This is a genomic window from Bacteroidota bacterium (assembly GCA_016715425.1).
Lineage (GTDB): Bacteria > Bacteroidota > Bacteroidia > Chitinophagales > BACL12 > JADKAC01.
The window spans coordinates 1,088,852-1,115,439 of the sequence record JADKAC010000005.1; the positions used below are offsets into that span (position 1 = coordinate 1,088,852).

The 26,588-nt window shown below is 33.2% G+C and carries 28 protein-coding genes and 1 riboswitch; of the genes, 16 read left to right on the top strand and 12 right to left on the bottom strand.

Annotation, left to right across the window (positions count from 1 at the left end; genetic code table 11):
- The first annotated feature begins 5 nt into the window (after positions 1–5).
- Positions 6–416: a peptide-methionine (R)-S-oxide reductase MsrB gene (gene msrB, locus IPN31_10510; protein MBK8682314.1), complete on the top strand. Its 411-nt coding sequence runs from the start codon at positions 6–8 to the stop codon at positions 414–416.
- Positions 417–440: 24 nt separating this feature from the next.
- On the opposite strand, the gene IPN31_10515 is transcribed toward msrB, so the two are convergent.
- On the bottom strand, positions 441–1,043 hold the full coding sequence (locus IPN31_10515) for a hypothetical protein (GenBank protein MBK8682315.1): 603 nt from the start codon (positions 1,041–1,043) through the stop codon (positions 441–443).
- Positions 1,043–1,726: a hypothetical protein gene (locus IPN31_10520; GenBank protein ID MBK8682316.1), complete on the bottom strand. Its 684-nt coding sequence runs from the start codon at positions 1,724–1,726 to the stop codon at positions 1,043–1,045. The genes IPN31_10515 and IPN31_10520 overlap by 1 nt, the downstream gene beginning before the upstream one ends.
- A 259-nt stretch (positions 1,727–1,985) precedes the next feature.
- Between IPN31_10520 and IPN31_10525 the strand changes: the two genes are divergently transcribed.
- The 4 genes from IPN31_10525 to IPN31_10540 are packed head-to-tail and all read left to right on the top strand — an operon-like array spanning position 1,986 to position 5,105.
- Complete coding sequence (locus tag IPN31_10525) at positions 1,986–2,561, top strand: hypothetical protein (protein ID MBK8682317.1); 576 nt, start codon at positions 1,986–1,988, stop codon at positions 2,559–2,561.
- Positions 2,562–2,588: 27 nt separating this feature from the next.
- A complete protein-coding gene (locus IPN31_10530; GenBank protein MBK8682318.1) occupies positions 2,589–3,320 on the top strand; it encodes a DUF4412 domain-containing protein in 732 nt (243 codons plus the stop codon).
- A complete protein-coding gene (locus tag IPN31_10535) occupies positions 3,307–4,329 on the top strand; it encodes a hypothetical protein (protein ID MBK8682319.1) in 1,023 nt (340 codons plus the stop codon). Before IPN31_10530 ends, IPN31_10535 begins: the two co-directional genes overlap by 14 nt.
- A gap of 47 nt (positions 4,330–4,376) precedes the next feature.
- On the top strand, positions 4,377–5,105 hold the full coding sequence (locus IPN31_10540) for an SIMPL domain-containing protein (GenBank protein MBK8682320.1): 729 nt from the start codon (positions 4,377–4,379) through the stop codon (positions 5,103–5,105).
- On the opposite strand, the gene IPN31_10545 is transcribed toward IPN31_10540, so the two are convergent.
- Together IPN31_10545 and IPN31_10550 are read right to left on the bottom strand one after the other, a co-directional pair.
- Positions 5,102–5,896 (bottom strand): queuosine precursor transporter, encoded by a 795-nt coding sequence (locus IPN31_10545; protein ID MBK8682321.1) that lies wholly within the window; start codon positions 5,894–5,896, stop codon positions 5,102–5,104. The two genes, IPN31_10540 and IPN31_10545, sit on opposite strands and share 4 nt — an antisense overlap.
- An 8-nt stretch (positions 5,897–5,904) precedes the next feature.
- Positions 5,905–6,363, bottom strand: coding sequence for an isoprenylcysteine carboxylmethyltransferase family protein (locus IPN31_10550; GenBank protein ID MBK8682322.1), 459 nt, complete (start codon positions 6,361–6,363; stop codon positions 5,905–5,907).
- A gap of 73 nt (positions 6,364–6,436) precedes the next feature.
- Between IPN31_10550 and IPN31_10555 the strand changes: the two genes are divergently transcribed.
- A complete protein-coding gene (locus tag IPN31_10555; GenBank protein ID MBK8682323.1) occupies positions 6,437–8,032 on the top strand; it encodes a peptide chain release factor 3 in 1,596 nt (531 codons plus the stop codon).
- A gap of 1 nt (position 8,033) precedes the next feature.
- Here the strand turns inward: IPN31_10555 and arfB are convergent, their stop codons facing one another.
- The 5 genes from arfB to IPN31_10580 all read right to left on the bottom strand — a co-directional run bounded on the left by arfB (position 8,034) and on the right by IPN31_10580 (position 12,987).
- Positions 8,034–8,438, bottom strand: a complete 405-nt coding sequence (gene arfB / locus IPN31_10560; protein ID MBK8682324.1) for an aminoacyl-tRNA hydrolase — start codon at positions 8,436–8,438, stop codon at positions 8,034–8,036.
- Between the two features lie 96 nt (positions 8,439–8,534).
- Positions 8,535–10,928 (bottom strand): TonB-dependent receptor, encoded by a 2,394-nt coding sequence (locus tag IPN31_10565; GenBank protein ID MBK8682325.1) that lies wholly within the window; start codon positions 10,926–10,928, stop codon positions 8,535–8,537.
- Positions 10,929–10,967: 39 nt separating this feature from the next.
- Positions 10,968–11,060, bottom strand: a riboswitch (TPP riboswitch).
- A gap of 34 nt (positions 11,061–11,094) precedes the next feature.
- Positions 11,095–11,625, bottom strand: coding sequence for an ATP-binding protein (locus IPN31_10570; protein MBK8682326.1), 531 nt, complete (start codon positions 11,623–11,625; stop codon positions 11,095–11,097).
- Positions 11,597–12,217 (bottom strand): nicotinamide mononucleotide transporter, encoded by a 621-nt coding sequence (locus IPN31_10575; protein ID MBK8682327.1) that lies wholly within the window; start codon positions 12,215–12,217, stop codon positions 11,597–11,599. The genes IPN31_10570 and IPN31_10575 overlap by 29 nt, the downstream gene beginning before the upstream one ends.
- A 68-nt stretch (positions 12,218–12,285) precedes the next feature.
- Positions 12,286–12,987 carry a DUF4197 domain-containing protein gene (locus tag IPN31_10580; GenBank protein ID MBK8682328.1) on the bottom strand — a complete coding sequence of 234 codons (702 nt, stop codon included), beginning with the start codon at positions 12,985–12,987 and terminating at the stop codon, positions 12,286–12,288.
- Positions 12,988–13,136: 149 nt separating this feature from the next.
- Between IPN31_10580 and IPN31_10585 the strand changes: the two genes are divergently transcribed.
- From IPN31_10585 to IPN31_10600, 4 genes are all read left to right on the top strand, one after another.
- Positions 13,137–13,871: a hypothetical protein gene (locus IPN31_10585; protein MBK8682329.1), complete on the top strand. Its 735-nt coding sequence runs from the start codon at positions 13,137–13,139 to the stop codon at positions 13,869–13,871.
- 237 nt (positions 13,872–14,108) lie between these two features.
- Complete coding sequence (locus IPN31_10590) at positions 14,109–14,510, top strand: hypothetical protein (protein ID MBK8682330.1); 402 nt, start codon at positions 14,109–14,111, stop codon at positions 14,508–14,510.
- Positions 14,511–14,512: 2 nt separating this feature from the next.
- Positions 14,513–15,391 carry a hypothetical protein gene (locus tag IPN31_10595; GenBank protein MBK8682331.1) on the top strand — a complete coding sequence of 293 codons (879 nt, stop codon included), beginning with the start codon at positions 14,513–14,515 and terminating at the stop codon, positions 15,389–15,391.
- Positions 15,392–15,479: 88 nt separating this feature from the next.
- Entirely contained in the window at positions 15,480–17,825 is a 2,346-nt protein-coding gene (locus IPN31_10600) for a transglycosylase domain-containing protein (protein MBK8682332.1), read from the top strand.
- A gap of 104 nt (positions 17,826–17,929) precedes the next feature.
- Here IPN31_10600 and IPN31_10605 read toward each other — a convergent pair whose 3' ends face one another.
- Together IPN31_10605 and IPN31_10610 are read right to left on the bottom strand one after the other, a co-directional pair.
- Complete coding sequence (locus IPN31_10605; protein ID MBK8682333.1) at positions 17,930–18,154, bottom strand: hypothetical protein; 225 nt, start codon at positions 18,152–18,154, stop codon at positions 17,930–17,932.
- A gap of 137 nt (positions 18,155–18,291) precedes the next feature.
- Positions 18,292–19,008, bottom strand: coding sequence for a YggS family pyridoxal phosphate-dependent enzyme (locus tag IPN31_10610; protein MBK8682334.1), 717 nt, complete (start codon positions 19,006–19,008; stop codon positions 18,292–18,294).
- Between the two features lie 195 nt (positions 19,009–19,203).
- Here IPN31_10610 and IPN31_10615 point away from each other — a divergent pair, with 195 nt between their 5' ends.
- Complete coding sequence (locus IPN31_10615; GenBank protein ID MBK8682335.1) at positions 19,204–20,475, top strand: carboxylesterase family protein; 1,272 nt, start codon at positions 19,204–19,206, stop codon at positions 20,473–20,475.
- Position 20,476: 1 nt separating this feature from the next.
- Here IPN31_10615 and IPN31_10620 read toward each other — a convergent pair whose 3' ends face one another.
- A complete protein-coding gene (locus IPN31_10620; GenBank protein MBK8682336.1) occupies positions 20,477–21,757 on the bottom strand; it encodes an MBOAT family protein in 1,281 nt (426 codons plus the stop codon).
- A gap of 171 nt (positions 21,758–21,928) precedes the next feature.
- On the opposite strand from IPN31_10620, the gene IPN31_10625 reads away from it, so the two are divergent.
- The 5 genes from IPN31_10625 to IPN31_10645 are packed head-to-tail and all read left to right on the top strand — an operon-like array spanning position 21,929 to position 26,518.
- The gene (locus IPN31_10625) at positions 21,929–22,171 is read left to right on the top strand and encodes an acyl carrier protein (protein ID MBK8682337.1); all 243 of its coding nucleotides are present in this window, start codon (positions 21,929–21,931) and stop codon (positions 22,169–22,171) included.
- 1 nt (position 22,172) lies between these two features.
- Entirely contained in the window at positions 22,173–23,231 is a 1,059-nt protein-coding gene (locus IPN31_10630; protein ID MBK8682338.1) for a hypothetical protein, read from the top strand.
- Position 23,232: 1 nt separating this feature from the next.
- Positions 23,233–24,231: a ketoacyl-ACP synthase III gene (locus tag IPN31_10635; GenBank protein ID MBK8682339.1), complete on the top strand. Its 999-nt coding sequence runs from the start codon at positions 23,233–23,235 to the stop codon at positions 24,229–24,231.
- Positions 24,228–24,986: an SDR family oxidoreductase gene (locus IPN31_10640; GenBank protein MBK8682340.1), complete on the top strand. Its 759-nt coding sequence runs from the start codon at positions 24,228–24,230 to the stop codon at positions 24,984–24,986. The genes IPN31_10635 and IPN31_10640 overlap by 4 nt, the downstream gene beginning before the upstream one ends.
- A gap of 2 nt (positions 24,987–24,988) precedes the next feature.
- The gene (locus tag IPN31_10645; GenBank protein ID MBK8682341.1) at positions 24,989–26,518 is read left to right on the top strand and encodes an AMP-binding protein; all 1,530 of its coding nucleotides are present in this window, start codon (positions 24,989–24,991) and stop codon (positions 26,516–26,518) included.
- The last annotated feature ends 70 nt before the right edge of the window (positions 26,519–26,588 follow it).

A 26,588-nucleotide genomic window follows, 5' to 3' on the forward strand; every position in this document is an offset into this window, starting at 1 on the left:
AAATTATGTCAAAAGAAAATTATACTTTTTCGCTTTCAGATAATGAATGGAAACAACGATTAACTTCTGAGCAATATAATGTGCTTCGTAAAAAAGGTACAGAACGACCTTTCACCGGGGAATACGATACATTTTTTGATGATGGCAATTATGTATGTGCAGGTTGTGGTGAACTCTTATTTAACAGCAACTCAAAATATAATTCCGGTTGTGGATGGCCTGCATTTGATGCCCCTGCTACAAAAGAAAATATTGTTGAGATAACAGATAAATCACATGGCATGACTCGAGTTGAAGTGCTTTGCGCTAATTGTGGCGGACATTTAGGTCATGTATTTAATGATGGTCCGAAAGCAACTACAGGAATACGTTATTGCATTAATTCAGCTTCACTAGAATTTAAAGATGAGTTGTGATTATCGGGTATTGGGTAAAAGATATCAGCAATAAGATTTATAAAGAATCATATAATCTACAATTAATTGAATAGCCTTGGTTTTCATATCTCGCTTTAAAGATTTATTATTTATCACAGTTCGAGTTTGGCTCCAAATTGCACACCAGCTAGTATCCATTTCTCGTTGAGAAGTAACTACAGCATTTATCATATGAATGGTAAAACTATCGGACTTTGAAGCAGCAAGTTGAGTAACTGTAGCTGCATAAAACACATCGAAATAATCATCCATTGCCAACATATAACCATAACACATTAATTCATCGGCACGTATTCCAGGAATATTTGTAATATCTGCTTCTGATTTATATTTTGCTTTTAAAGCAGCAAGTAATATTTCTGAATTATTGGCATCATAGCCACCCCAGCTTATTGCATTTATCACGGCTGCTTTTACATCTGGTAACACATTATCATCCAAGAGATAAGCTGAAATTTTATCATCCATACTTTGTGTTTGCTCAGCATATGCTACCATAGGATTTTCTAAATATTCAGTATAAAATGTACTGGAAGTGATTGGTGAATCGGCTAATGAAATTAAAGGCAATAACGCTATTAAGAATATAAGAGTGAGATTTTTCATTAAAGTTTGAAATTTAATAATTCAGGATTTTGATATAAATACCATGCAATAGGAATAAAAATAGCGAGCATTATTAATAACGGGATAAGAATGCTTCGTCGCTCATATTTAGTCCCCTTACCGATAAAATTATTCCAGATAAATTCTGATAAGATTAAACCACCGGCAATATTTAACAAAATAGGAATAATGCTGCCGGGCTCTAACTGCATGCTTACATATCCCTGAAACGCACTGAAAATAACTGCGAAAATTAAAACAGGTACAATCCCTTTTTTACGCAGTCGTGCAAGATTTATAGATAATAAAATTCCTCCTGTAAGCGGCGAAAAAAATAATGTAAATCCCAATATTGCTGTTTGTGAAAATAATGTCGGTAAATTTTTGGTGTCTTCTACCTCTACTTCAACAACTTCATTAGCATTAAGTATTGGTTGATGAGTTTTCTGGATTGCCATTTCTTCCGCATTACGCTTATCTATTTGAACTTGCAATTCAGGTGATAATGGGTCTTGCACTCCCCTCTCTTCTAATTCCCACACCAACGCTTGTAACAATCCATCCACATATTTTTCATGGGTATGCAGCATTTGTACTAATTCTTCAGTTGGCTTTCTTTTCAACTGTTTTGAATATTCATTCTCTTTTTTCAACATTTGAAATAAATTCTTAGATACTTTCAAAGTTACTAAGTATCCAGTTGTATTTAGTGTTTTTTTATATGGATAAGGTAATTTGCACGAATAAACTAGTCTTTAAAAAACACATACACCCGATAAATTGTTAGAAAATATTTCAATTCATAAATAAAATAATTAACACATTTGAATATTCTCATTAATAAAAAACTCCGGCAGGGAAGCCATTTAATTAATATCTTCAATCATGAATTGTGAAATTTGGAAAAATAAATCAGCACTCCAGTCTATTAAGTGATATGGAATGAACATAAGTAAAAGTTTAACAAGACGTGATAAATTTTTCTGGGTAAGTATCGGAATCATTACTGTAATGGTCGGTTATCTTATCAGCAATATATTCATTGATAAACGCTATGATTACTCCAATTTCATTCTCTATAAATATAAAAATCGTTTTGAAATATTTGTACCGGGATATTTAGTGCCTGATGACAGTTTAAGTGCAAATGCCAGTTTGCAATTTTCTGATTTCAGCAATGAAGTTTTTCTGTTGGTAATTGAAGAAAATAAAAAAGAATTACAACGCAATGGCATTACTCCTTCCGCTAAAGAATATTATGCCTATATCTTGGAGAGTATTTCTTCCAGTATCGAGAACTTTGAAATTGTTTCTGAAAAAACAACAAGAATTAATGGACTACAAACTTTAACCTGTGAAATTAATGGCACATATGCTGATCATACTCTTTATTATTTATTCTCTGTTGTAGAATCTGAAAATGCATATTATCAATTGCTGGCATGGACAACCGATGCTGTAAAAAATGTAATGAAACGAGATTTTTATGCTTCGTTTACAACCTTTAAGGAGGAATAATTCTATTTGATTATCTTAACCCCTTGTATGAAATATTTAATTCTTTCCGTTTTTTTCACAGCCATTTTTTCCTGTAAAAATCAGAACAACAATTCAACTACCGTTGTATCAGATAATGAAAATGATTCCATTGTTTTTGCCGAAGGGAGATTGGTTTGCAGTGTTATGGTTACTTCTGATGATTCAAATGATATAAAGGTGTTTTATGATTTTAATCCGCATAAAACAGAATTGTTTTATAAAGGAGATAAATTCAAAATGATAGAACACGGCGGCTTAAGTCTTGGCAATATTATTTTAGATAATAGTAATTTTTCAGTGTATCAATTAGATACCATAAATAAAATTGCATATACAGGTGAGTACTCTGATCTTGCTACTGCAAATTCACAAGTGAAAGAATTAATGCCGGATTATTATGCACCTACAGTTGCTGAAACAGGCGAATCAGATGTGATACTTGGATATACTTGTAAGAAATTAAAAATTGTACGTTCGGGATATGTACGTGCAAATACTGACACATATATTTGGGTAACCGATTCTATTATTTTCCCTCCTGCCCGTTATGATATTGAAACCGATGAAAATGCAGTGATTACTCCTGTTCCGATGTTAATTGGTTATCAAAATGGTACTGTTATGCGCATGACTTACGCTGCTGATAGTATGCAAGTAACTTATGAGATAACAGAAATTCAACAAATGCCATTGTCAGATTCTTTATTTATGATTCCTGAAAATTATGAGATTAGATAGAAGCATTACGCTGCTGATTGCACTTATTATTTGCAGTAATATTTTTGCCAATCCCGATTCACTTATTTCACTTGCTTCCGGAATAAATACAAATTTTCGTGGTGTCTCAATTGCACAAGATCAAAGTATTTGGGTAAGTGGTAGTAATGGATATATTGGTCGTGCTTCATCACTGCAATCGGATTGGAAGTTTTTTCAAATCAATGAATTTGAAACTGCAGAGTTAAGAGATATTTATGCAATTGATTCTCTACATGCAATTGTGATGAGTTGCACTCAACCAGCTACAATTTTAAAAACGGATGATGGTGGTTTGCATTGGAGAATATGTTATCAATCTAATTTGCCTGATGCTTTTTTAGATGGTTTTGATTTTTGGAAAAATAGTAAAGGCATTTGTATGGGTGATCCAGTGGACAATAAATTTTTAATACTCACCACATCTGATATGGCAGAAACATGGAAGGAATTGCACACAGAAAATCTACCAAAAGTTGCCGATAGTATTTACGCATTTGCTGCAAGTGGAACAGGAATTCAATGTCTTGAAAATGGTATTGTATATTTTGGAACTGGTGGGAATGCTGCTCTACTTTATAAATCTGTTGATTGGGGAAATACCTGGCAGAGGCAACCGACTCCACTTATTTCAGGAACAGAAAGCTCAGGAATATTTTCAATTGATTTCTCTTCAAAAAAATATAAATGTATTACCGGAGGTGATTATGCATCACCCAAAAATGCAACAAATAATTTTTGCTTGATGAAGAAAAATGGGAAATGGATTACGCCGGATAAATTTCCGGATGGCTATATGTCTTGTGTGAAAATTATTAACAACAACAAAGTAATCACTTGCGGTATTAATGGGGTTGATATTGCCTCCACCAAATCTTTCGAGTTTATTAAAATTTCAAATGAAGAATTTAATACCATTGCATTTGACAACAACAGTGGTTTAGTTATACTTGCAGGAAGCAATGGTAAAATTGCCATTTTGAATTATTAGTTTTGAATTTTAAATAAAACAATTCTTTTCTACGTTTAAGCATCTATATGAAAAACATCGCTTCATCACTTATTATTGGAATTGCTGTAATTATTACTGCAATAATTCTTGGCACTGCATTTAAAGACAGATATAAATATCAGGATACAATTACTGTTACTGGTTTAGGCAAACAGGATTTTAACAGTGACCTCGTAGTTTGGTCAGGAAATTTCACACGTAAAAGCGATCAGATTTCATCTGGTTATACTTTATTAAACGTGGATAGAGAGGTTATAAAACAATACCTCACTGAAAAAGGCTTGCCTTCGGAGTCTATAGTATTTTCGTCTGTAGATATTAATCGTGATTATGAAAATTATTATGATGAAAATGAAAAGTATATAAGCCGATTTACCGGTTATAGTTTAAGTCAAATTGTAACTATCGAATCCAATGATGTGGATCGTGTTGAAAATATTTCAAGAGAGGTAACTGAATTATTAAATAAGGGTGTAGAATTTTACAGTAATTCTCCTGATTATTATTATACAAAACTTGATTCTCTAAAATTAGATTTAATTGCTGCTGCCACAGAAGATGCAACAAAGCGAGCAACAAATATTGCAGAAAATGCAAACTCAGATTTAGGTGATTTAAAATCAGCAAGTCTTGGTGTATTTCAAATCATTGCGCAGAATTCAAATGAAGAATATTCATGGGGTGGTGCATTCAATACATATTCAAAAAGAAAAACTGCAAACGTTACGGTGAAATTGGAATTTGAAGTAGATTAATTATTTTTCATGGCTTCTTCCCGCAATTCCGCACTCAATTCCTTTCCCAAATAATTATCTATTAGATGATGTATCCAATATAACACTGGTGTGAGAAGTATTGCAGCACCAATTTTATAACAATAATTTACAGTGGCCACTGCCAACCATAATCCGATACTCCAATGTTGTGGGCCGATAACAAATGCAATATATAATACCACTACACTATCAATCAATTGAGAAACAACAGTACTTCCTGTTGCACGTAACCAAATTCTTTTTTCTCCTGTAAATATTTTAATGCGATGAAATACTTTAACATCCACTAATTGACCTAATAAAAATGCGATGATTGATCCTGCAATTATCCAAAGCCCTTGTCCGAAAATTGATGCATACGCAGCTTGCATATCAGGCACTCCCGAATCTTGCATGGAGCCTGTCCAAAAACCCGCTGGTTTCATTTGTATAGCAAGAAACACCATCAAAAAAGCATAGCTTATCAATAGCACTGTGAGGTAAGAAAGTTTTCGCACACCCTTAATTCCAAAATATTCATTAATGATATCGGTGAGAATAAAAATAAATGGCCATAACAAATTCCCAACAGTAAAATTTAAAGTACCTTGTTGACCAAACAAATTCCAGTTCCAGGGTTTCAATCCAAGTGTGGGTTCCAATGCAAAAATTTTAACTCCCAAAAATTCTGCGATAATTGCATTAGTAATAAAAAATGCACCCAGTACCAACATCAGCATTGCTGCTTTATTTTTTGTTGGCAATTGACTCATCGTATTCAGTTGCGTCATAGATTCACCTATTTAATAAATGGAAATAATTTTCCGGTTTTTAATCTATAGTCCTTATAGCCGTTGTATTTTTCACTCAGCATACGTTCTTCGTAACTACTTTTTATTGAAAATAAAATAAAGAGAGCAATTGCTATTGATAATAATGCGAAACTAAAGTGAATAACTAATCCGCCAAAAGCAACTAACAGAATTCCTGTATAAATCGGATGACGAACAATACTAAAAATTCCATGTGTTATCAGTGTTCCATTTTCAACGGGTGTTGGAACAGCTCTCAGATTTCTGTTAAGCGTTATTATGGCAACTATTACAACAATAAATCCTGAAGCAGATGTTACAATTCCCGCAATTCTTAAAATAATATTTGTGTTGTTAGCTGTTTTATAAAACACAATGCAATATGCTATAAGCAAAACAAACTGTATTGTTACCAGAAAATAATCCTTTGTTTTTATTCGCTTCATGTGTTTTTGAATGATGCGAATTTAGGAATTTCATAACAGCCGTAGAATTATATAATAAATTTGCAGCCGCATTATGAGTTTACAAGAAGAAATACAACGACGTCGCACTTTCGCCATTATCAGTCACCCGGATGCGGGCAAGACAACACTTACAGAAAAATTTCTGTTATATGGCGGAGCAATTCAAGTGGCAGGTGCTGTAAAAAGCAATAAGATAAAAAAAAGCGCTACCTCCGATTTTATGGATATTGAAAGACAACGGGGAATTTCTGTTGCTACTTCCGTGATGTCATTTGAATATGAAGGCCATCAAATTAATTTACTGGATACTCCCGGGCACAAAGATTTTGCTGAGGATACTTATCGCACATTAACAGCTGTGGACAGCGTGATTTTAGTAGTTGATTGCGTGAAAGGTGTGGAAGAGCAAACAGAAAGATTAATGCAGGTTTGCCGCATGCGAAAAACGCCTGTTATTGTTTTTATTAATAAAATGGATAGGGATGGAAAAGATCCATTTGATTTATTAGATGAGTTGGAAACTAAACTACAAATCAGAGTTCAACCATTAAGTTGGCCAATAAATATGGGTACACGTTTTAAAGGTGTGTATTCAATATATAATCAACGATTAAATTTATTTCGTGCAGGTTCGCAAAGATTAGATGAAGATATTGTTACAATAGATAACCTGAATGATGAAAGACTTGAATCGCTAATTGGAGCAAAAGATAAAGCACAATTGCAAGAGGATATTGAATTAATTACCGGTGTGTATGATCCATTAAATATTCAATCGTATTTGGATGCAGAAATTGCTCCTGTATTTTTCGGAAGTGCAATTAATAATTTTGGTGTGCAAGAATTATTAGAAACATTTATTCAAATTGCACCTATACCACAAGGCAGAGATGCGGAAAGCAGATTTGTAAAAGCAAATGAAAAAAAGTTTAGTGGATTTATTTTTAAAATTCATGCGAACATAGATCCACGTCATCGGGATCGCATTGCATTTTTAAGAGTTGTTTCAGGAACATTTGAACGCAGTACATTTTATCATCATCCAAGATTAAACAGAGAATTTAGATTTAATAATCCCTACACGTTTATGGCTGCCAGTAAGGATATTATTGACACTGCTTATCCCGGTGATGTAGTTGGATTATATGATACAGGGAATATTAAAATTGCCGATTCATTTACAGAAGGTGAAGAATTAATATTCCGTGGTATTCCGAGTTTTTCGCCGGAAATATTTCGAGAGTTGGTGAACCTCGATCCGATGAAATCAAAACAATTAGAAAAAGGAATTTCGCAATTAACGGAAGAAGGTGTTGCACAATTATTTACATTGGCAGTGGGCAATAAAAAAGTAGTGGGAACTGTGGGTGATTTGCAATTTGATGTGATTCAATATCGCCTTGAAAATGAGTATGGCGCTAAGTGTCGTTTCCAATCAATTGCAATGCATAAAGTGTGTTGGATTACAACAGATGATAAAAAGAAACTGGATGAATTTATACGTTTAAAAAGTGATTATATTTATTTAGATAAGGATAATAATCCGGTGTTTATGGCGGAAACTTCCTGGGCATTAAATGTGGCGATTGAAAATAATCCGGATATTGCTTTTCATACTACAACAGAATTTAAAACAGCAACGGTGTAAATTATACATCCGGTTTTTTGCGTAGCTTTTTTACTTCACCTGTGAATTTTTTATCTGCTATTCTTTTCTCTTTTACTGCTTTAGGAATTTCAGTAACTTTTCTTTTTTTGGGTTTTATTAATCCTTTATTTATTAATTGAAATAATTTCTGTGTGGCTTCTGCTTTGTTTTTCACTTGTGATCTGCCGTCATCGCAAACTACCTGAATTGTTCCTTCTCCTGTAATTTTATTTTTTAATGTTTTAAAAAGTTGCGCTTTATCTTCTTCAGACAATATGTTACTAAATGTTATATTGAAATTTGCTTCTACTTTCGTTTCCACTTTATTTACATGCTGACCACCCTTTCCTCCACTTCTGGAAGTTTTATAATTGAACTCTCGGATTATCTCTTTTGTGATTGGCATTGTAAATAGTTATTTCTGCAAAAGTAAATTGCGCATGTTATCTTTTTTCATTTCTTGCTGATTAAATATAAAATGTTGTTTCGTTCAACACCTCTATTAAATTGTAAAACTCAATTTTAAATAATATGCTCTGCCGGCTTGAGGAAAATAACCGTTGGATTCTTGAAAATTGCCTTCATAGAAATAAGGATATACCCATGCATTGGATTCATAAAGTGAATTGGTGAAATTCGAAATCATAAAATCCAAACCAATATTATTTTTGCTTTGAGTGATACAGTTTATGTGTAGTGTCAGATCATTGGAATTATATGGATCTAAACTTCTTTCCAAATCTTCTGTGTTATCAATATACTGCCTTCCCACAAATCTTGAAGTAATATTAATTTGCGCATCCCATGTTGTACTTGCCATTTCATATCCCTTTAAAAAAGAATAATTAATCATTAAACCTCCGGTTGCTTGTGGAGAAAAAGCAATCATTGTATTTGAATATGTCTCTGCAATTTGCTCGCCGTTATCCCAATTGTCAATGTATTGTGTGTAATCTTTAATTCTGTTATCACTGAGTGCTCCAAACATAGAAATATCCAGAACGCTCCAAAGTTGTTTTGATACATTTAATTCCAATCCTGCTCTATAACTTTCCGGAACATTCACACGGGTATATTCACCTACATCATTTATACTTCCGTCAAGAACCAACTGATCTTTATAATGCATAAAGAAAATATTCGGTTGAATTTGCCATCCTTTAATATTTGATTTTACTCCGAGTTCTACATTCAATAAATGTTCAGGTAATGGTCTTGAATTAATAGTTGAATTTACAAAGTCATCACGGTTGGGTTCTTTAGATGTGTAACCGACATAAGCATAAGAATTTAAATTCTCTTTTATGTTCCAGAACAAACCAATCTTTGGATTTATAAAATTGTAAAATTGTGTTTGAGGAACAGTATTTAATTCCGTATCAAATCCGGTAAACTGATAGTTGATTGTTCTCCATTGCAAGTCTGAAATAATTTCAATTTTGTTGGTTGGATAAAAATGCCATTGCGCAAATAAATTTGCGTCTTGCTTTACTGCATTGTTATCCGAATATCTGAAAGGTGGAACTCCGATTGAACCATAATCACTCCAGATAACTTCATCGTAATGACTTCCCAGATATTTAAAATATGCTCCACCTAAAACAATCTTATTTTTATTGCTCATTAAAAAATTATAGTCCGTCATTATTCCATAAAAATCATTTGCCAACCACTTTTGAGTAATCATATCTGAATAATAAATTGTAGAATCGTTTACTGTTACTTCCTCAATTCCATAGCTATATAAATCTTGCTGCTGCTCCAATTGTTCGTAATACCCCTTCCCCATTGTATAATTCAAAGTGATATTCCAATTGCTCTCATTATCAAAAAATAAATTGTGATGCCATTGCAAATGTGTTTGCGTATAATTATCTGTTTGATTAGCGTAAGTGTATGGATTAAAAGTTCTGTTTGTTTCCAAAGAATCTTTTGGCACTCCTCCCCAACTTTGATATGTTTTTTCTTTACCACTAATTATATTAATAACACTTTTATAGTTATTGGATTGATATCCAAAAGTGAGAAATACTGATCTGAGATTTGCAGATGATCTATCTATATAACCATTGGAATTTGTGTAAGAACCTGAACCTTCGACAAACCAATGATTTTTCATTCTGCCTGTTGCAAAAAGTAAATTCGTGCGAAATAAATTAAATGATCCTAATGATGTACTTACTGTTGCTTCTGATTCTTCTTTTAATTGATTGGTAAATACATTAACGGATGCGCCGAATACACCTGAACCATTTGTACTGAATCCAATTCCTCTTTGCACTTGTACTGCATCTGCTGATAAAGCAATATCCGGAATATCTACCCAATAAGATTGTGATGATTCCGCATCATTAAACGGTACTCCATTTAATGTAATATTTATTCTTGTCGCATCACTTCCACGAATACGAATGCTTGTATAACCAATACCATTTCCTGCATCAGAAGTAGCAACGGCTGAAACTGTATTTTGCAATAATATGGGCATATCCTGACCAAAATTATTTTCATTTAATTCTTGGTGTTTTAATTCTGTATATGCAAGTGGTGTTTTCTCATTTGATTTTATTCCATAAATAGTTACTTCATCAAATTGAAAATTACGTCCATGTAAAGTGATGGTTATAGTAGTGTCTTTTGTAATTGCAATAGCATTATGTAATGTATCATATTCAATATGTGTTATCTTATATTGATGTGCTCCATTACTTAATTTAATTTGAAAATATCCTGTTGCATCCGATACCAGAATTGTATCTGAATTTGTAATAAAAATATGGGCATTGGCAATAGCATGTTTTTCAGTGTCAATAATTTTTCCTGATAGTGTGGATTGCCCAACAACCATAATGGATAGTTGCAAAACAGCAGCAAGAAATACGATAGTTTTTTTCATAATCAGCACTCATTTTTATTTCTGTAAATGAGGCCTTTACAAGAAGCGATTTATATTCCCTTTCCGGCATTATCCGGACAGGTTCAATGGGTGTAATCTCAGCCGCAATATGCAGCACCCCAAGAGATATGATGCAAAGATAGTTATGTAAATTTTTTAAAACGAATTATTCAGAAATACACTCTGCAATAATTTCCTTAGCATACTGAATGCGTTGTGATTGATTACCAGAAATTTCAAAATACTTTTTACCTGCAGTTATTAAATGCGATTTATATATTTCATACAAAATATCACTTCTGCCTTCATCTTCACGAAGCGGATCTTCTTCCCAAATAAACTCAGGTTTACAAAGCAGGTAAATACAATTGGATTCTTTATTCCAGAAATCATTGAATGCAGAATTATTGTAATTGAATTTATCTTGTAACCAGATAATAGTGGTCAATACATCTGTATCATAAATAATGGCTTGAGTATTTTTAGTTTGAGTAAAAGTTTGCATTTGTTGTTTGCCAATATGCAGCACATCGTCCAAAGTATATTTTCTATCTAATGCAAGTAAATACTCTCTCGCATATTCCGGTATCAATGGCAATTGCAAAGATTGTGAAAGTGCTTCGGCAAGTGTTGTTTTACCGCTGGATTCTGGACCTGTGATAATAATATTAAGTGCTTGCATCGTGTACTTGTGCATTGAGTTTTTTTCGCCATTCTATATATCCGGCAATGGCAATTAATAAGAAAATGAGATACTGAAATGCAGTAACATTTAAATTTTTATAGATATACAATGGAATAGAAGCTAAGTCTCCAACAATCCAAAAAATCCAATGATAAATATTTTTCTTTGCCATCAGATACATGGCAATAATAAATATAGAAGTATTAAAAGCATCTGCCCACGGCACATTTGAATCAGTAAAATTTTGTAATAGAAAACCTAATCCTACAAATAACAATAATGTGAGAAATATTAAAATGATATTTTCTTTAAATGAAGAGCGGATGATAACTGCTTTCTTTTCAGTCGTATCTAATTCCGAGGATTGAAATTTCCTGCCGTACATCCAATAATACCAGCCGAATATGCTAATGATGAAATAATATAAATTGATAAAAGCATCTGCATACAATTTTGCAAAAAAGCAAATCAACACATATAAACCCACGCTAATTAATCCGATAGGATAAACAAGAATATTTTCTTTCTTGGCAAACCATACACTCAGCACGCCGGTGAATGCAGCAATAATTTCTATCCAAACACTTAATATTATTTCTTTGATATCAAATAGATTTTAAATAAAAAAAGGAAGATAAAAATATCTTCCTTCGCAAACATATTATTTAAAAATTATTTCCCAAACACTTCTTGTAAAATATCCGTTACCTGATGCGATACATCGTTTCTGATTTTTCCTTCTTCCTCTCCCACCAAATAAAATAATCCATCTAAACCTTTATTGGTTGTATAGTTTGCAAGATCAGTATCTACAGGATCGGTAAACGGAATAGAATTATATAAATCTATTACATCTTCCCATGCTTGTTGCGCTCCCACAGATTCTAAAGACTCCTGAATATCCGGTTTAAATGCGGTGTATAAATCAGTAAATGTTTTCACACGCAAATAATTTGTAGCTGCTGTGTCCGCTCCATTTAAAATATTAAATGCATCATTAATGGTTATACTCATAATCGCATTTTTAAAAATTGGAGTAGCTTTTACCGCTGCATCTTCTGCTGCACTATTTAATTTTTTCACAAATGCATCTACCAGAACACTGCCACCCGGAAGTGCATTCACAACAGACATCACCACATTTGCTTCTTCCGGAAATGGAATTTTTATAAATGGATTTGAAAAATAGCCGTTCGTTAAAGAACCCTTTGTCACGGCAGTATCCGTACCCACATTCAATGCTTCTTTTAATCCTGCTGCCACTTGTGATTCGGTAAGTGCTGGATTTAAATCTTGCAGATTTAAACCATCACATGAAAAAAGGGTTATTGAAATGAATAATGCAGAAAAAATAATTTTAATTGATTTAAACATGTTGTAGATTTTTATCTGCGACGAAGTTAAAATATTATGCCAAGTATTTAGTTAAAGCAAAAGTCATCGGAAACCCATCTTATTTGTCCTCAAAATTTTAAAATCAACAACGGAACTTTATAGTTATGTATAAAAGTTTAAAAACCAGTATGAAAAAAATTTCAAATAGAACATATCTTTTTATTACAATCATTATTATGTTGTTTGTGGTTGCATCATGTACACATAATCCACTGATGTTTTCCGATATGCCACTTGAACCACCTATTATTGATACCAGCGAAACTTCAGAAGGAATTCCATGTGATCCCGATACCAGTTATTTTGTAAATGATGTGCTTCCTATTTTAATAAGTAATTGCGCTATTTCCGGATGTCATGATCAGGAAACACATGAGGAGGGTATTATTTTAAATACTTATTTCAATGTAATGGCAAGTGATGTTGTGAAACCAGGAGATGCAAATAACAGTGATATGATTGAAGCAATAATTGAATCAGATTTAGATGACAGAATGCCTCCACCTCCTGCGCCACCCTTAAGTTCGGATGAATTAGCAATACTAAAAGAATGGATAAATCAGGGTGCAAAAAATAATAGTTGCGGAGAAGAATGTGATACTTTAAATGTAACCTATGTAGGAAGTATTCAGCCAATATTAAGTTCTAATTGTCTTGGATGCCATGATGCAAACCCATCTGAAGGTGCAATGGATCTTACTAATTATGATGGTGTAGCGGCCGTTGCTGCTGACGGTAGATTATATGGGGCACTTAATCATGATCCGGGATTTGAGGCAATGCCTTTAGATGGTGATAAGTTGTCTGATTGTAAAATTGATAAAATCAGAATATGGATTGAAGAGGGCTATTTAAATAATTAATATTGAATTACAACAAGTAAGGATTTTCAATCTCTTCAAATTATCTTCTAATTATAGATTTCAAATATTTATGACAAAAGATATAGATACTAAAATTAATTAATGAACTTTTGTACGCTACCAAATTTCAATTGCGCATACTTCCATTGAAAATAATTTCTGGAAACTGAGATACATCTTCATATTTGCATAAAGATTTAACAAACTATTTTTATTTTTGAAAATTACAGCAAGCCAATGAAAAAGAAATATAACAAGATATTTATTATTTGTACAGGAACAATTGTGATGGTTGTTGTCAGTTTTTTCCAATCCTGTTATTACGATAATGCGGAAGAATTACTGGGAACACAAGTCTGCGATACAGCAGCAGTTTCTTTTAATTTGGATGTACTACCTATATTGCTTACCAATTGTGCAACTACGGGATGTCATAATGAGGAATCACACCAGTCTGATATCATTTTAAATACATATGCCAATGTGATGGCAAGTGATGTTGTGATTAGCGGTTTACTTGTTGGTGCAGTGGATTGGCTCGACGGATTTTCTCCTATGCCGAAAAATGGATCACAATTACCCGCATGTGAACGGGCATTAATTACGAGTTGGGTAAATCAAGGGGCATTAAATAATTAAGGATGAAACAACTTTTTATAATAGTACTATGCTGCATAACCTTCTATTCATCAGCACAAACAGATTATGCGTACCAAACCTTTAATGACCCAAGAATTATTAATGGATATTCTGTAGAAACAAAACCTCAAGGAATTGCAACCTTTGTTATTTCGCATCGCTTCGGAGATATTTATCAAAATAATGCAAGCAGTATTCTTTACAATTTTTTTGGTTTTGATGGCGGTGCAAATATGCGCATAGCGATGGATTATGCACCCACTAATTGGTTGATGGTTGGTGCCGGTAGAAGCAGCTTTGATAAAACTTATGACCTCTATGCAAAAGGCAGAATTCTTCGTCAAAGCACAGGAGAAAAGAATATGCCTATAAGTCTAAGTGGATATGCAGATGTTTCTATTATTACTGATACTTCGGATGCATTATTAGATACTTTTTTTGTTGATCGTTTAAATTATGCTTATCAAATATTTATTGCTCGCAAATTCAACGATGCATTTTCAATGCAACTAGCTCCCTCTTTCGTGCATAGAAATTTAGTGGCAACAAAAGCTGAAAGCAATGATGTGTTCGCAATTGGTATTTCTGCAAAATGGCAATTTGCAAAAAACGTTGCCATTAATGGTGAATACTACTATACGTTTCCAAATCAATTACTGGAAGGTTATACAAATTATGTGGGTATTGGTTTTGACTTTATTACCAAAGGACATGTTTTTCAATTGCAGATTACTAACTCACCTTATCTTATTCCTACATACTTTATTGCCAATACCCAAGGTAAAGTGTTTGATAAAGATGCTGAAGGCAATTTCGATTTAAATATTCGATTTGGGTTTAATATTGTCCGTGATTTTAAAATTGGTGGCCGGCAGTATTGATAACAAGTTAAAATCTTCTTGTTCAAAAATTATCTGCATGTAAAATTGTCTGCCTAATATTGTAACATCAGTTAACGGTTTACGCCACATGCTTAATAACCTTTTTCAAAAATTCTATAACAGATATGTGTATCCGATAGCAAGCGCTTACCCTATTCCGGTGAAAGTAGCTTCTTACGGTCTTTACATTATTGGTTCTTTTGCAATCGCATTATTTTTATTTTACTTATTAATTCTTGGTGGAGTGTTTGGTTTTATGCCGGGCAAAGCCGAGTTACGGGATATTAAAAATTATACTGCATCTGAAGTGTATTCATCAGACAGTGTTTTAATTGGGAAATATTTTATAGAGAATAGAACAAATGCAACGTATGCGCAATTGCCACCGCAATTAATTGAAGCTTTGGTAGCCACTGAAGATGCAAGGTTCTATGAACATGGCGGCATTGACTTTTTAAGTTTTATGCGAGTAATGATTTATTCTATTTTATTAAATAATGAAAGCTCCGGTGGTGGAAGTACTATTTCACAACAACTTGCAAAAAACCTATTTCAGCGGAAAGATATTTTTCTGATTGGTATGCCTGTAAATAAAATGCGTGAGATGATGATTGCCGGAATGCTTGAACGTATTTATACCAAAGAAGAAATTCTGACTTTATATTTTAATACTGTTCCTTTTGGAGAAAATTGTTTTGGTATCGAAGCAGGTGCTTTGCGTTTCTTTAATAAAAAACCACATGAACTTTCGGTAGAGGAAAGTGCTGTGCTTGTCGGGCTATTAAAAGCAAATACTACTTACAATCCACGTTTATATCCGGAGCGTTCTTTAAGCAGAAGAAATACTGTTTTAGCATTAATGCAAGTAAATGGATATCTGACCAAAGCAATTTCTGATTCACTTCAAAACTTACCCTTGGAACTGGATTATAATAATGATACAGGTGCTCAAGGATCTGCTTCTTATTTCAGAGAATATTTGCGTATTTATATGGAGAGCTGGAGCAAAGATCATTTGTTACCCGATGGTACTATTATTAATATTTATACAGATGGTTTAAAAATTTATACAACCATAGATTCAAGATTGCAAAAGTATGCGGAAGAAGCTATGCAAGAACATATGGAGTATTTGCAAACACAATTTATAAGTCATTGGGCTAATAGAAATCCATGGGGTAAAGCGGAACGTGTTGTTACCGATGCAATCAAGCGTTCCGACAGATATAAGCACATGAAAAATGCAGGGTACAGTGAAAAATATATTCTGGATTTTTTTAATGAAGAACAAGTGAAAACAACTTTGTTTTCCTGGGGAGGTGATATTGATACTACGATCTCACCGATAGATTCCGTAAAGTATTCTTTGAAATTATTGCGAGCCGGATTTCTTGCTATGGATCCTTCAAACGGAAATGTAAAAGCATGGGTTGGCGGTATTGATTTCGGTACTTATAAATATGATCATGTTAAATCAAAACGACAAGTTGGATCTACTTTCAAACCCATTGTATATGCCGCTGCTTTGGAAGCAGGAATTAATCCTTGTACCATGATTCCGAATCTGTTGAGAACATATCCTGAATATGATAATTGGCAGCCTGAAAATTCCGGTGGTGAATATGGAGGTGCGTATTCTATGAAAGGCGGACTTACATATTCTGTAAATACAATTGCGGTGCAACTTGCTATGGAAGCAGGTATTTCTAATATAGTAAGTCTTGCAAAAAAAATGGGAATTACTTCTTCAATTCCTTCTGTTCCGGCAATTGCTTTAGGCACAACAGATATTTCTTTATTCGAAATGATTCAGGTGTATAGCACTATTGATAATCGTGGTACGTGGACTGAACCTGTTTTTATTTCTCGTATTGAATCTTCCGTTGGTGATACAATTTTTATTCAGGAAAAACCGGTGAGAAAACAAGCATTTAGCCAGGCAAATTCTGCACTCTTAATTGATATGATGCGCAATGTAATAAATCAGGGTACTGGTGCGAGATTGCGAGGAACTTATGGACTTGGCAGTATTCCACTTGCAGGAAAAACAGGAACCACACAAAACAATACCGATGGATGGTTTATAGGATTTACACCAAAATTAGTTGCCGGTATTTGGGTAGGTGGAGAAGATCCTTCAGTAAGATTTAGAAGTACGGCTTTAGGTCAAGGTGCATCAATGGCTTTACCTGTATTTGGAAAATTCATGAATAAAGTGGTGAAAGATCCTGATACAAAAAAATATGCATGGGGAAGTTTTAATGCATTGCCCGATTCGATGATGGTGCAATATGATTGTCCACTTTGGATACCCGATACAATATCCGTTGACTCACTAAATTTCTTTAAAAGGGTATTTCATAATATCCGCAATAAAATAAATGCAGACACTATAGATTCGATAGAAGTGTTTGATTTTCCGGGAGCGGAATAAATAGGAAACGATTTAAGTTATAAATTGGTGAACTACTAATTTTAGAATTATTCTATTTGCCTTATTGACCTCAGTATGTGGCTCTGCCCAAACGAAAGAAACGTTTAACTTTTGGATTTACCAACTGTATAAAGCCCCCCTGCAAAAAGTGCTACCGCAATACCTAAATAAATGTATCCTTCTTGTTTACCGGATTCGTCAGACGCTTTTATTTTTAGCCCTAATAAATTTACCTCTTTAGTATTATCATCAATTTTATTGATGCCCACATAAGCAACTGCCAAGCTGATAATGATAATAATAATTCCAACAATTTTTGATGCTTTCATATTTTGCAATGTTAATTCCTATAAAATATTTTAAAGTATATAATTCTATTTTCTACTTTTTGTTCATGAGAGATTATTTTTTCACAATAATTTCAACGAAAGAAAATGATATCTAATGAAAAAAAATAAACAATCCTCTATTTATTCTCATTCCAATAATAACTATCAGGATAAGGTCTTTTACCAAAGATTGCTGTACCTACTCTGATAATTGTTGAGCCTTCTTCAATAGCGGTTTCAAGGTCGCCACTCATTCCCATGGAAAGCTCATATACAGGAATATCTTTTTCTAAAATTTGTTGTTGTAATTTTTTAAGTAAACGAAAACATTTGCGCACTTTTTCTATGTCCGCAGAAAAAAGTCCGATGGTCATTAACCCTTTAATATTTAACCGATCAAGTTGATTTACTTTTTGTGCAAAGTCAACTATTTTTTCAGGTGCCATTCCAAATTTACTTTCTTCATAAGATGTGTTTACCTGAAGAAAAACATCTATTGATTTATTTTCAAATTCTAAACGTCTTTGCAATTTTTCTGCAAGTTCTATTCTATCTAAAGATTGAATACAATCTGCATAAAGAATTACCTCTTTTATTTTATTGGTTTGCAGATGACCGATAAAATGTGTTTGATGTGGAATGGTTTTAAGTGGTTCAAATTTCTCTATTAATTCCTGCACTTTATTTTCTCCAATTAAAGTTTCTCCTGCATTAAGTGCTATTGTTATTTTATCTGCTGAAATAGTTTTGGTCGCTAATAATAATTTCACCTCATTACTATTTCTGTTGCTGATTATGCAAGCATTATCTATTCTTTTTTTAATAATAGAAAGGTTAGCTAAAATTTCATTCATTATTTAATGGCATTGAAGTGCTTTTAATTTTATAATTGCAGTTGATATTGGCAAATGAACATCTGGCTAAAATAATACATGGATATTATAGTCAACTCCCAGATAACAGTTGTTGCTATTGAAAGGCTGTATTTGTAGGGCAGTTTATTTTTAAAAGAATTAACTTTAAAAATATTTATTAGCAATTAATTCTGCATGAAGTTTTTAATTATTGTTTCCTATTTCTTGTATTTAATAAAATTTGCCTCCGCTCAAAATTATTGTGACGTTGAGCGATTCGATCAAGCTATTTTTGATTCAGTAGATCTTGAAATCATTGCGAATATTAAATATGGCGATGCAATTAATAATCTTGGTATTGCTCAGGATTTATACTTAGATATTTATCGTCCAAATCCCGATTTAGATACCATGATTAAAAAACCGCTGATAATGTTTGTGCATGGCGGTGGTTTGGTTGGCGGAGATAAAAACAGTATGGGTTCTGTTGATCTTGGATATTTATATGCAAGAGCGGGATTTGTGTATGCAACTATAAATTATAGATTGGGATGGGATAATGGTGAGCAGGAAGATGGTTGCGGTGGAGATACAATTGATCTGTTTAAAGCAACATACAGAGCAGTGCAAGATGTGCGGGCGGCATTGCGTTATTTAAAAGCGAATGCAGATATCTACGGTATTGATACGAATTATATAATAGTGGAAGGAAATAGTGCGGGTTCTCGTTTAATAATGTTTGCAACTTATGCAGAACAGGAAGATTACCGACCTGAATTTCTTGATGAAATGGGAAGTATTGATACTTCTGGAAATGATATTATTAATACCAATTTTAATCCTATAGCACTTATTACCGAAGCAGGTGGAATTGAACAACCTGAATTATTATTGCGCAAAGAAATTCCATTTTTATTTTTTCATGGCACTTGCGATTCTATTGTTCCTTATTTTGTAGGACCTGCTTTTTTTTGTTATGAGCCTTTCCCCTATCCAAGCTTATATGGCAGTTGGGAATTAACGGAAATGTATAAAGCAAATGGTTATACCTATCAGTTTTATTCCGGTGAGGGAGCAGCACATGATGTTGCATTGCCTGATACCGTTTATCATTATGCAAAGAGTTTTATTAAAGAAATTTTTTGTGAAAATCCAACTACAAAAGAATTTTATCGTGTGCTGGGAAAAGCGAAATGTGCGGTTGGAAACAAAGGAGAATTATTTGTAGAAAGTTTATATCCGAATCCTGTTTCTGATAATATCAATATCACTATTACAAGTACTCAAATAGATGATGTTGCACTTTCTATTTATAATGTAATTGGTCAAACTATTTATAATCTTAGATTAGATTTCTACCCACCCATTAAAGAATATTCTCTCGACGTTTCCTTTCTGAGTCATGGCATGTATTTTTTGCAAATCAGACAACAATACGGAATGTATGTTATGCCATTTGTGAAATAAATTAAAACTGAAAATAAATAAATGTTTCTGCATTATTTCTCCCTAATAAAACAATAAGAGTTATTACAACAAATAAAAACAGGTATTTGTATTTGAAAGAAAAATTCCTGGGTAGATATACAGATGCTACAAATAAGGCACTTACAAAACAGCAAATAATAAAATCATAACTTGAGAATCCATTTAAAATATTTCTTGTGCTGATATTAAATTCTGTAAATACTTTCCTATAAAATAAAAGTGTATCGCTAAAGCTTCTTGCCCGAAAAACTACTCCACTCAATAGCAAAAGATGAAATGTCCATACCGTTAAAAATATCTGTCCGGCAAAGGATTTAAATTTTGGTAAAAATGAAATCCGGCCATATATCGCTTGCAATACAGCAATCACTCCATTCAATAATCCGAACACTAAAAAATTGATGCTTGCACCATGCCATAGTCCTATCAATAAAAAAATAATTATAATATTTATATAAATTCTCCAATACGCTTCAACACCTTTATTCAATGGAATAAACACATAATCACGAATCCACATAGTCAATGTAATATGCCAGCGAGTCCAGTATTCGGATATACTTTTCGATAAATAAGGACGATTAAAATTCTCGCTGAGTTTAATTCCAAATAATCGAGCAGTGCCTATTGCAATATCACAATAGCCACTAAAATCAGCATAGAGTTGTACTGCAAAAAATAACAATGCAATATATAATTGTGCACCATTTGCAGTGCTGATATCTCCGAAAGAAAAATTTACATAAAGTGCAACAGTATCCGCAACAACCACCTTTTTAAAGAAGCCCCAAACAATGCGTATTACTCCATATTCAATATCCTCTTGCTTGAATGTTGCAGGTTGTTTTAATTGTGGTAATAAATCATTTGCTCTTTCAATTGGTCCGGCAACTAACTGCGGAAAAAAGGAAACATATAAAGCGAAGTATCCAAAATTATATTCCGGTTTTGCTATTTTTCTATAAACATCTATCAGATAACTCAGCGATTTAAAAGTGTAAAAGGAAATACCTATTGGCAATAAAAGTGCATGTGTATTAAATACAGAATTATAATTACCAGTAAATAGAGAAGAAATAGTTTCACTGAAAAAATTAAAGTATTTAAAGAAAAATAAAATACCTACATCCGCTATAATTCCTGTAATGAGAAGTAATTTTCTTTTTCGCTTATTGGTTTCTTTACTTATTAATAAACTTAAATACCAGCAAATAAATGTGGAGCTGAGTAATATTAAACCGTAAGCCGGCTTGAAGGACATATAAAAAAAATAACTTGCAATTAATAACAGTATCCACCGAAAGCGAAAAGGCAGTAAATAGTACAGCATAATCGTTACCGGAAGAAATATCAAGAATTGTAAGGTATTGAAAACCATAAGGGTAAAAGTCTTCAAAATTATTTATATAGTAAAATAAACTAATATTGCTTTATGGAGCGAGATGAAATACGAATTGCAATAACCGGAGTATTCAGTAAGGTGTTTAAAGACCCGAATTTGGTTTTAAAGGATGAATATTCTGCAACTGATTTAGATAAATGGGATTCTATAAACAACATGATTATTATGACCAGGATAGAAAAGCTGCTGAATATAAATATTGAAACCGCTGAATTGATAGAACTTAAATCCGTTGGAGATTTATTAACTTTAATTGAAAATAAATTATCCTGAAATGGAAATCCATGGTTTGAAAATACAAGAACTGTGGGGCATAAAAATTCTTTCTACAGCCTCCGCATTCCCCTCTCCCGGAAGGTTTGTAAGTAATACTGAAATTCATCAAATGCGTTTTGGAAATAATTGGAAAGAAGTTTTTAAAACAAAGAATTACAAATTAGATTTTATTGAAAATGAATTGGGATATGAAAACCGATATTGGACACATACCCCCGGAACTCCAATTTCACATACCGAATTAACTTCAGCAGATCTTATGGAAGCATCTGCAAAAAAAGCGTTGGAAAAATCCGGATTAAATAAAAATGCAATCGGTTTATTTATCGCAGTAACTGTAACTTCTTCAAAATACACCAACAGCATGGGAACTTATGTTGCCGGTAAATTAGGTTTGCAATGTCCCTCATTTGAAATAAAAACTGGTTGTGCTTCTTCTGTGTATGCTTTGATGTTAGCAGCGCAATTTATTCATGCAGGAACAACACATGTTTTAATTGCATCCGGTGAAACACCTACTAAAGTTACAGGCACAGATACAAATTTATTATATGCAGTGGGTGATGGTGGCGCTGCAATTATTTTATCAAAAACTACGGATGATAATAAAGGTATTGCAACTGCTTTTTTAGGAAGTGAAGGAAAATTTTCAGGAACAATGGGTACTCCGGGACTGCTGCCACCGAATCAAGATGACCTTGACAACAATGCGTATTTAATGCAAATGGGAAAAGAAAGTGCAGACTTTGTAAAAGAACTCTGGAAAGGAATTCCAAATATATTATTTCAGAATTCAGGATTAAATGAAAAAAATATTGATCTTTTAATTCCGCATCAGGTAAATAAAAAATTGCTTGATTTAGTTTGCGAAGCATCGGGTATTGAAAAACAAAATACTATTGATTTAATATCTCAATATGGAAATTGCGGATCAGCATCTATATTAATTGCGTTGAATAATGCAGTTGAAAATAATAGAATTAAAAAAGATACTTCTATTATGTTGGTTGCAGTGGGGGGAGGAATTTCTTATGGTGGATTAATTTTAAATGTATAACATGAAGGGCTTAGGTGTAAAAATATTAGGAGTGGGTTCTTACTTGCCGGGTAATCCAATTACCAATGAAGAATTAAGCAAGATGTATGGGCTTGATTTTAATGTGGAAATGGTGCGTAATAAAATTGGCATTCATACAAGACATATTGCACCTGATAATATTGCAACAAGTGATGTTGCTGCAGAAGCTGCAAAGATTGCTTTGAAAAGAGCTGGAATTAAAGCAACAGATCTCGATAGAATTTTATTGGGAACTTCTACACCGGATTATACAAATACAGCCGCTTCATGTAATGTACAATTTTTATTGGGAGCAACTTGTCCTGTTGGAGATACTACTGAAAGTTGTGCAGGATTTATTTATGCATTAGATCATGCAATCCGATTAGTACAAACAGGATTGAAATATGTTTGCGTAATTGGTGCTGATATTAAATCAAGATTTGTGCGCAAAGATGATCCTGTTTTTTGTCCCATTTTTGGCGATGGTGGTGCTGCATTTATTCTAGGTGCTTGTGATGTTAATGAAGGTTTTATGGTAAGTGAATTATTTGCGGATGGATCCGGATTAAAAAATATTTATGTGCCTGCAGGAGGTTCTGTTATGCCTGCAAGTATTGAAACTGTTACTCAGGGTTTGCATGGTACGGTAATGACTGTATCAGGTAAAAAGATGGTTGAGATTTCTATTAAATTAATGGCTGATATCGCACAAAAGGCTTGTGATAAATTTGGAATTAAACCGGGTGATGTAGATATTTTTATTCCGCATCAGGCTAATTATTTAATTATGAAAGGAGTGGCTGAAAAATTAGGAATACCAATTTCGAAAATGGAAGTGAGTATTGATAAAGCAGCAAATACTATTGCAGGTACACTTCCTATAACTTTTACACAGGCTTTTGAACTAGGAAAATTAACTCCGGGAAAAATTATTTTAATGACAACTGCAGCATCAGGATATGCAGGTGGTGCTGCAATTTATAAAGTACCGAAATGACGGCAGACACACATAAGAAATTCGCATTAGTTACAGGTGCTGGAAACGGTATCGGTAAATCCATTTGTTTACATCTTGAAAAAATTGGCTATACTATAATTGCTGTTTCCAGAAATGAAAAACATCTTAAAGAAATAAATGATACACTGACAAATAAGGAGCATTTATTTTTTACCACTGACCTCGTTACAAAAGAAGGATGTGCTGATCTGTTACAATTTTTGCAAATAAATGGAATGCCACATGTGGTTGTAAATAATCTGCGCATAAAATCAGAAAGAAAAAAGCTGATTGGATTATCTACGGCAATTTCTGAAATTAATATACAAGAAAACATAAATCATCTGCTGATAATTATGTCTGCGGTAATTGATTTTCAACGCCAACAAAAATTCGGAAGATGGATTGGAATCGGTAGTATGTCGAATCATTTTTCAGTACCCGGCATGGCAATTTATAATATGCAAAAATCTATGCTCGAACAATTACTATGGACACTTGCGGCAGAAGAAGGCAAGCATGGTATTACTGCAAATATTGTGGTGCCCGGATTAATTGCTACGCCATCTGTATTAGATAATTATTCGAAGGAAGAATTGGATTTACGTTCTCAACAAAATGTATTGCAACGCATCGGCACTACTGATGAAGTGGCTTCGGCGGTTGCTTTTCTCGCAAGTGAGGATGCATCTTATATAACCGGAATTACTTTGCCGGTAAATGGCGGCACTCACCTTGGTTGGCAATTTTTATAACTATGATTAACAATTACAAACATATTTTACAATACGCTTCAGAGACATATCCGGAAAGAATTGCTTTGATATTTAAAGACGAACATATCAGCTATGCGCAATTAAATAAATATGCAAATCAAGCTGCAAATTGGTTTAAGGAAAATATCATTGTTAAAGGCGACAGAGTTGCATTTTTAGATTTTAATAATAGTAATTATGTGCATCTGGTAAACGGTTGTTTAATAAGCGGAATAATTCCGGTTTCCATTAATTGGAGATCCACAGCTAATGAAATCAATTACATACTAAGAGATGCAGGTTGCAAACTATTTTTATATGGTGAGAATTTTAAAAAACTCATTTTAGAATCCGCCGACGGAATTAATATTGAATTGAATAGTATAGATTCCATCAGCAATTCCATTTTTAGAAAGCAAAAGATAAACTACCCAAAAATTGCTGATGTAAATCAAGATGATCTTGCATTATTAATTTATACTTCCGGTACAACTGGTCGGCCAAAAGGTGTGAAGATGAATTATAACAACATCTATGAAATCTATTTATCGTTGCGCAATGAAACTCCCCTATTTGGTCCGGCATCAGTAAATTTAATTGCTGCTCCATGGTATGCAATTGTGGGATTAGGATATTTTATTTTCGGAGTTTATACAGGATGTACAAATGTGTTGTTAGAATATTTTGATCCGATTGAAACATGTGCATTTATAGAAAAATATAAAATCACAAATGCATTTCTTGCGCCGGTAATGATGCAGGTAATTTGCAGTTTAGATGAAGTGAAAGAATATGATCTCAGTTCCTTGCAAAATATTCAATACGGAGGCTCTCCTATTAATGCAGAACAATTAACATTATGCTACAATACTTTCAATTGTTTTTTCACGCAAGGATATGGACTCACAGAAACTTGTGGGATTGCAACAGCATTGCGCTTCGACGATCATCAAAGAATATTATTGAACACGGATTCTGAGCAAAAGAATTTATTGCGCTCAGCAGGGAAACCATATTCAGGTGTAGAGTTAAAAATAATAGATGAAAATAAAGCAACTGTTTCTGCAAATGATATTGGTGAAGTTTGTATAAAAGGAAAAGTTATTGCGCAGGGATATTGGAATTCTACTGGTGAAAATGAAAAAATATTTCAAGAAGACGGTTGGTTGCTTACAGGTGATTTGGGTTATCAGGATGAGCAGGGATTTTTATTTTTAGTGGATAGAAAAAATGATCTTATCATCGCAAAAGGAATTAATATTTATCCTGCCGAAATTGAATTGGTATTAAACCAACATCCACAGATAAAAGAATGTGCAGTAATTGGAATACCTGATGAAATTTATGGTGAAAATATTTGCGCTGTTATAGTAGCCAATAATTCTACTTTGCAATTGCAAGAATTAAGAGCCTGGGCAAAAGATAAGCTTGCTGATTTTAAATTACCTGTAAGAGTTGAAATAGTAAATGAATTGCCTCGAAATGCAACAGGAAAAATTTTGCGAAAAGAATTGCGTAAACGCTATGCATAAAATAAATTTTTCATAATTATTAATAAACAACTTTATGAGAATTGTTGAACCCGGAACCTTGCCTCCTATT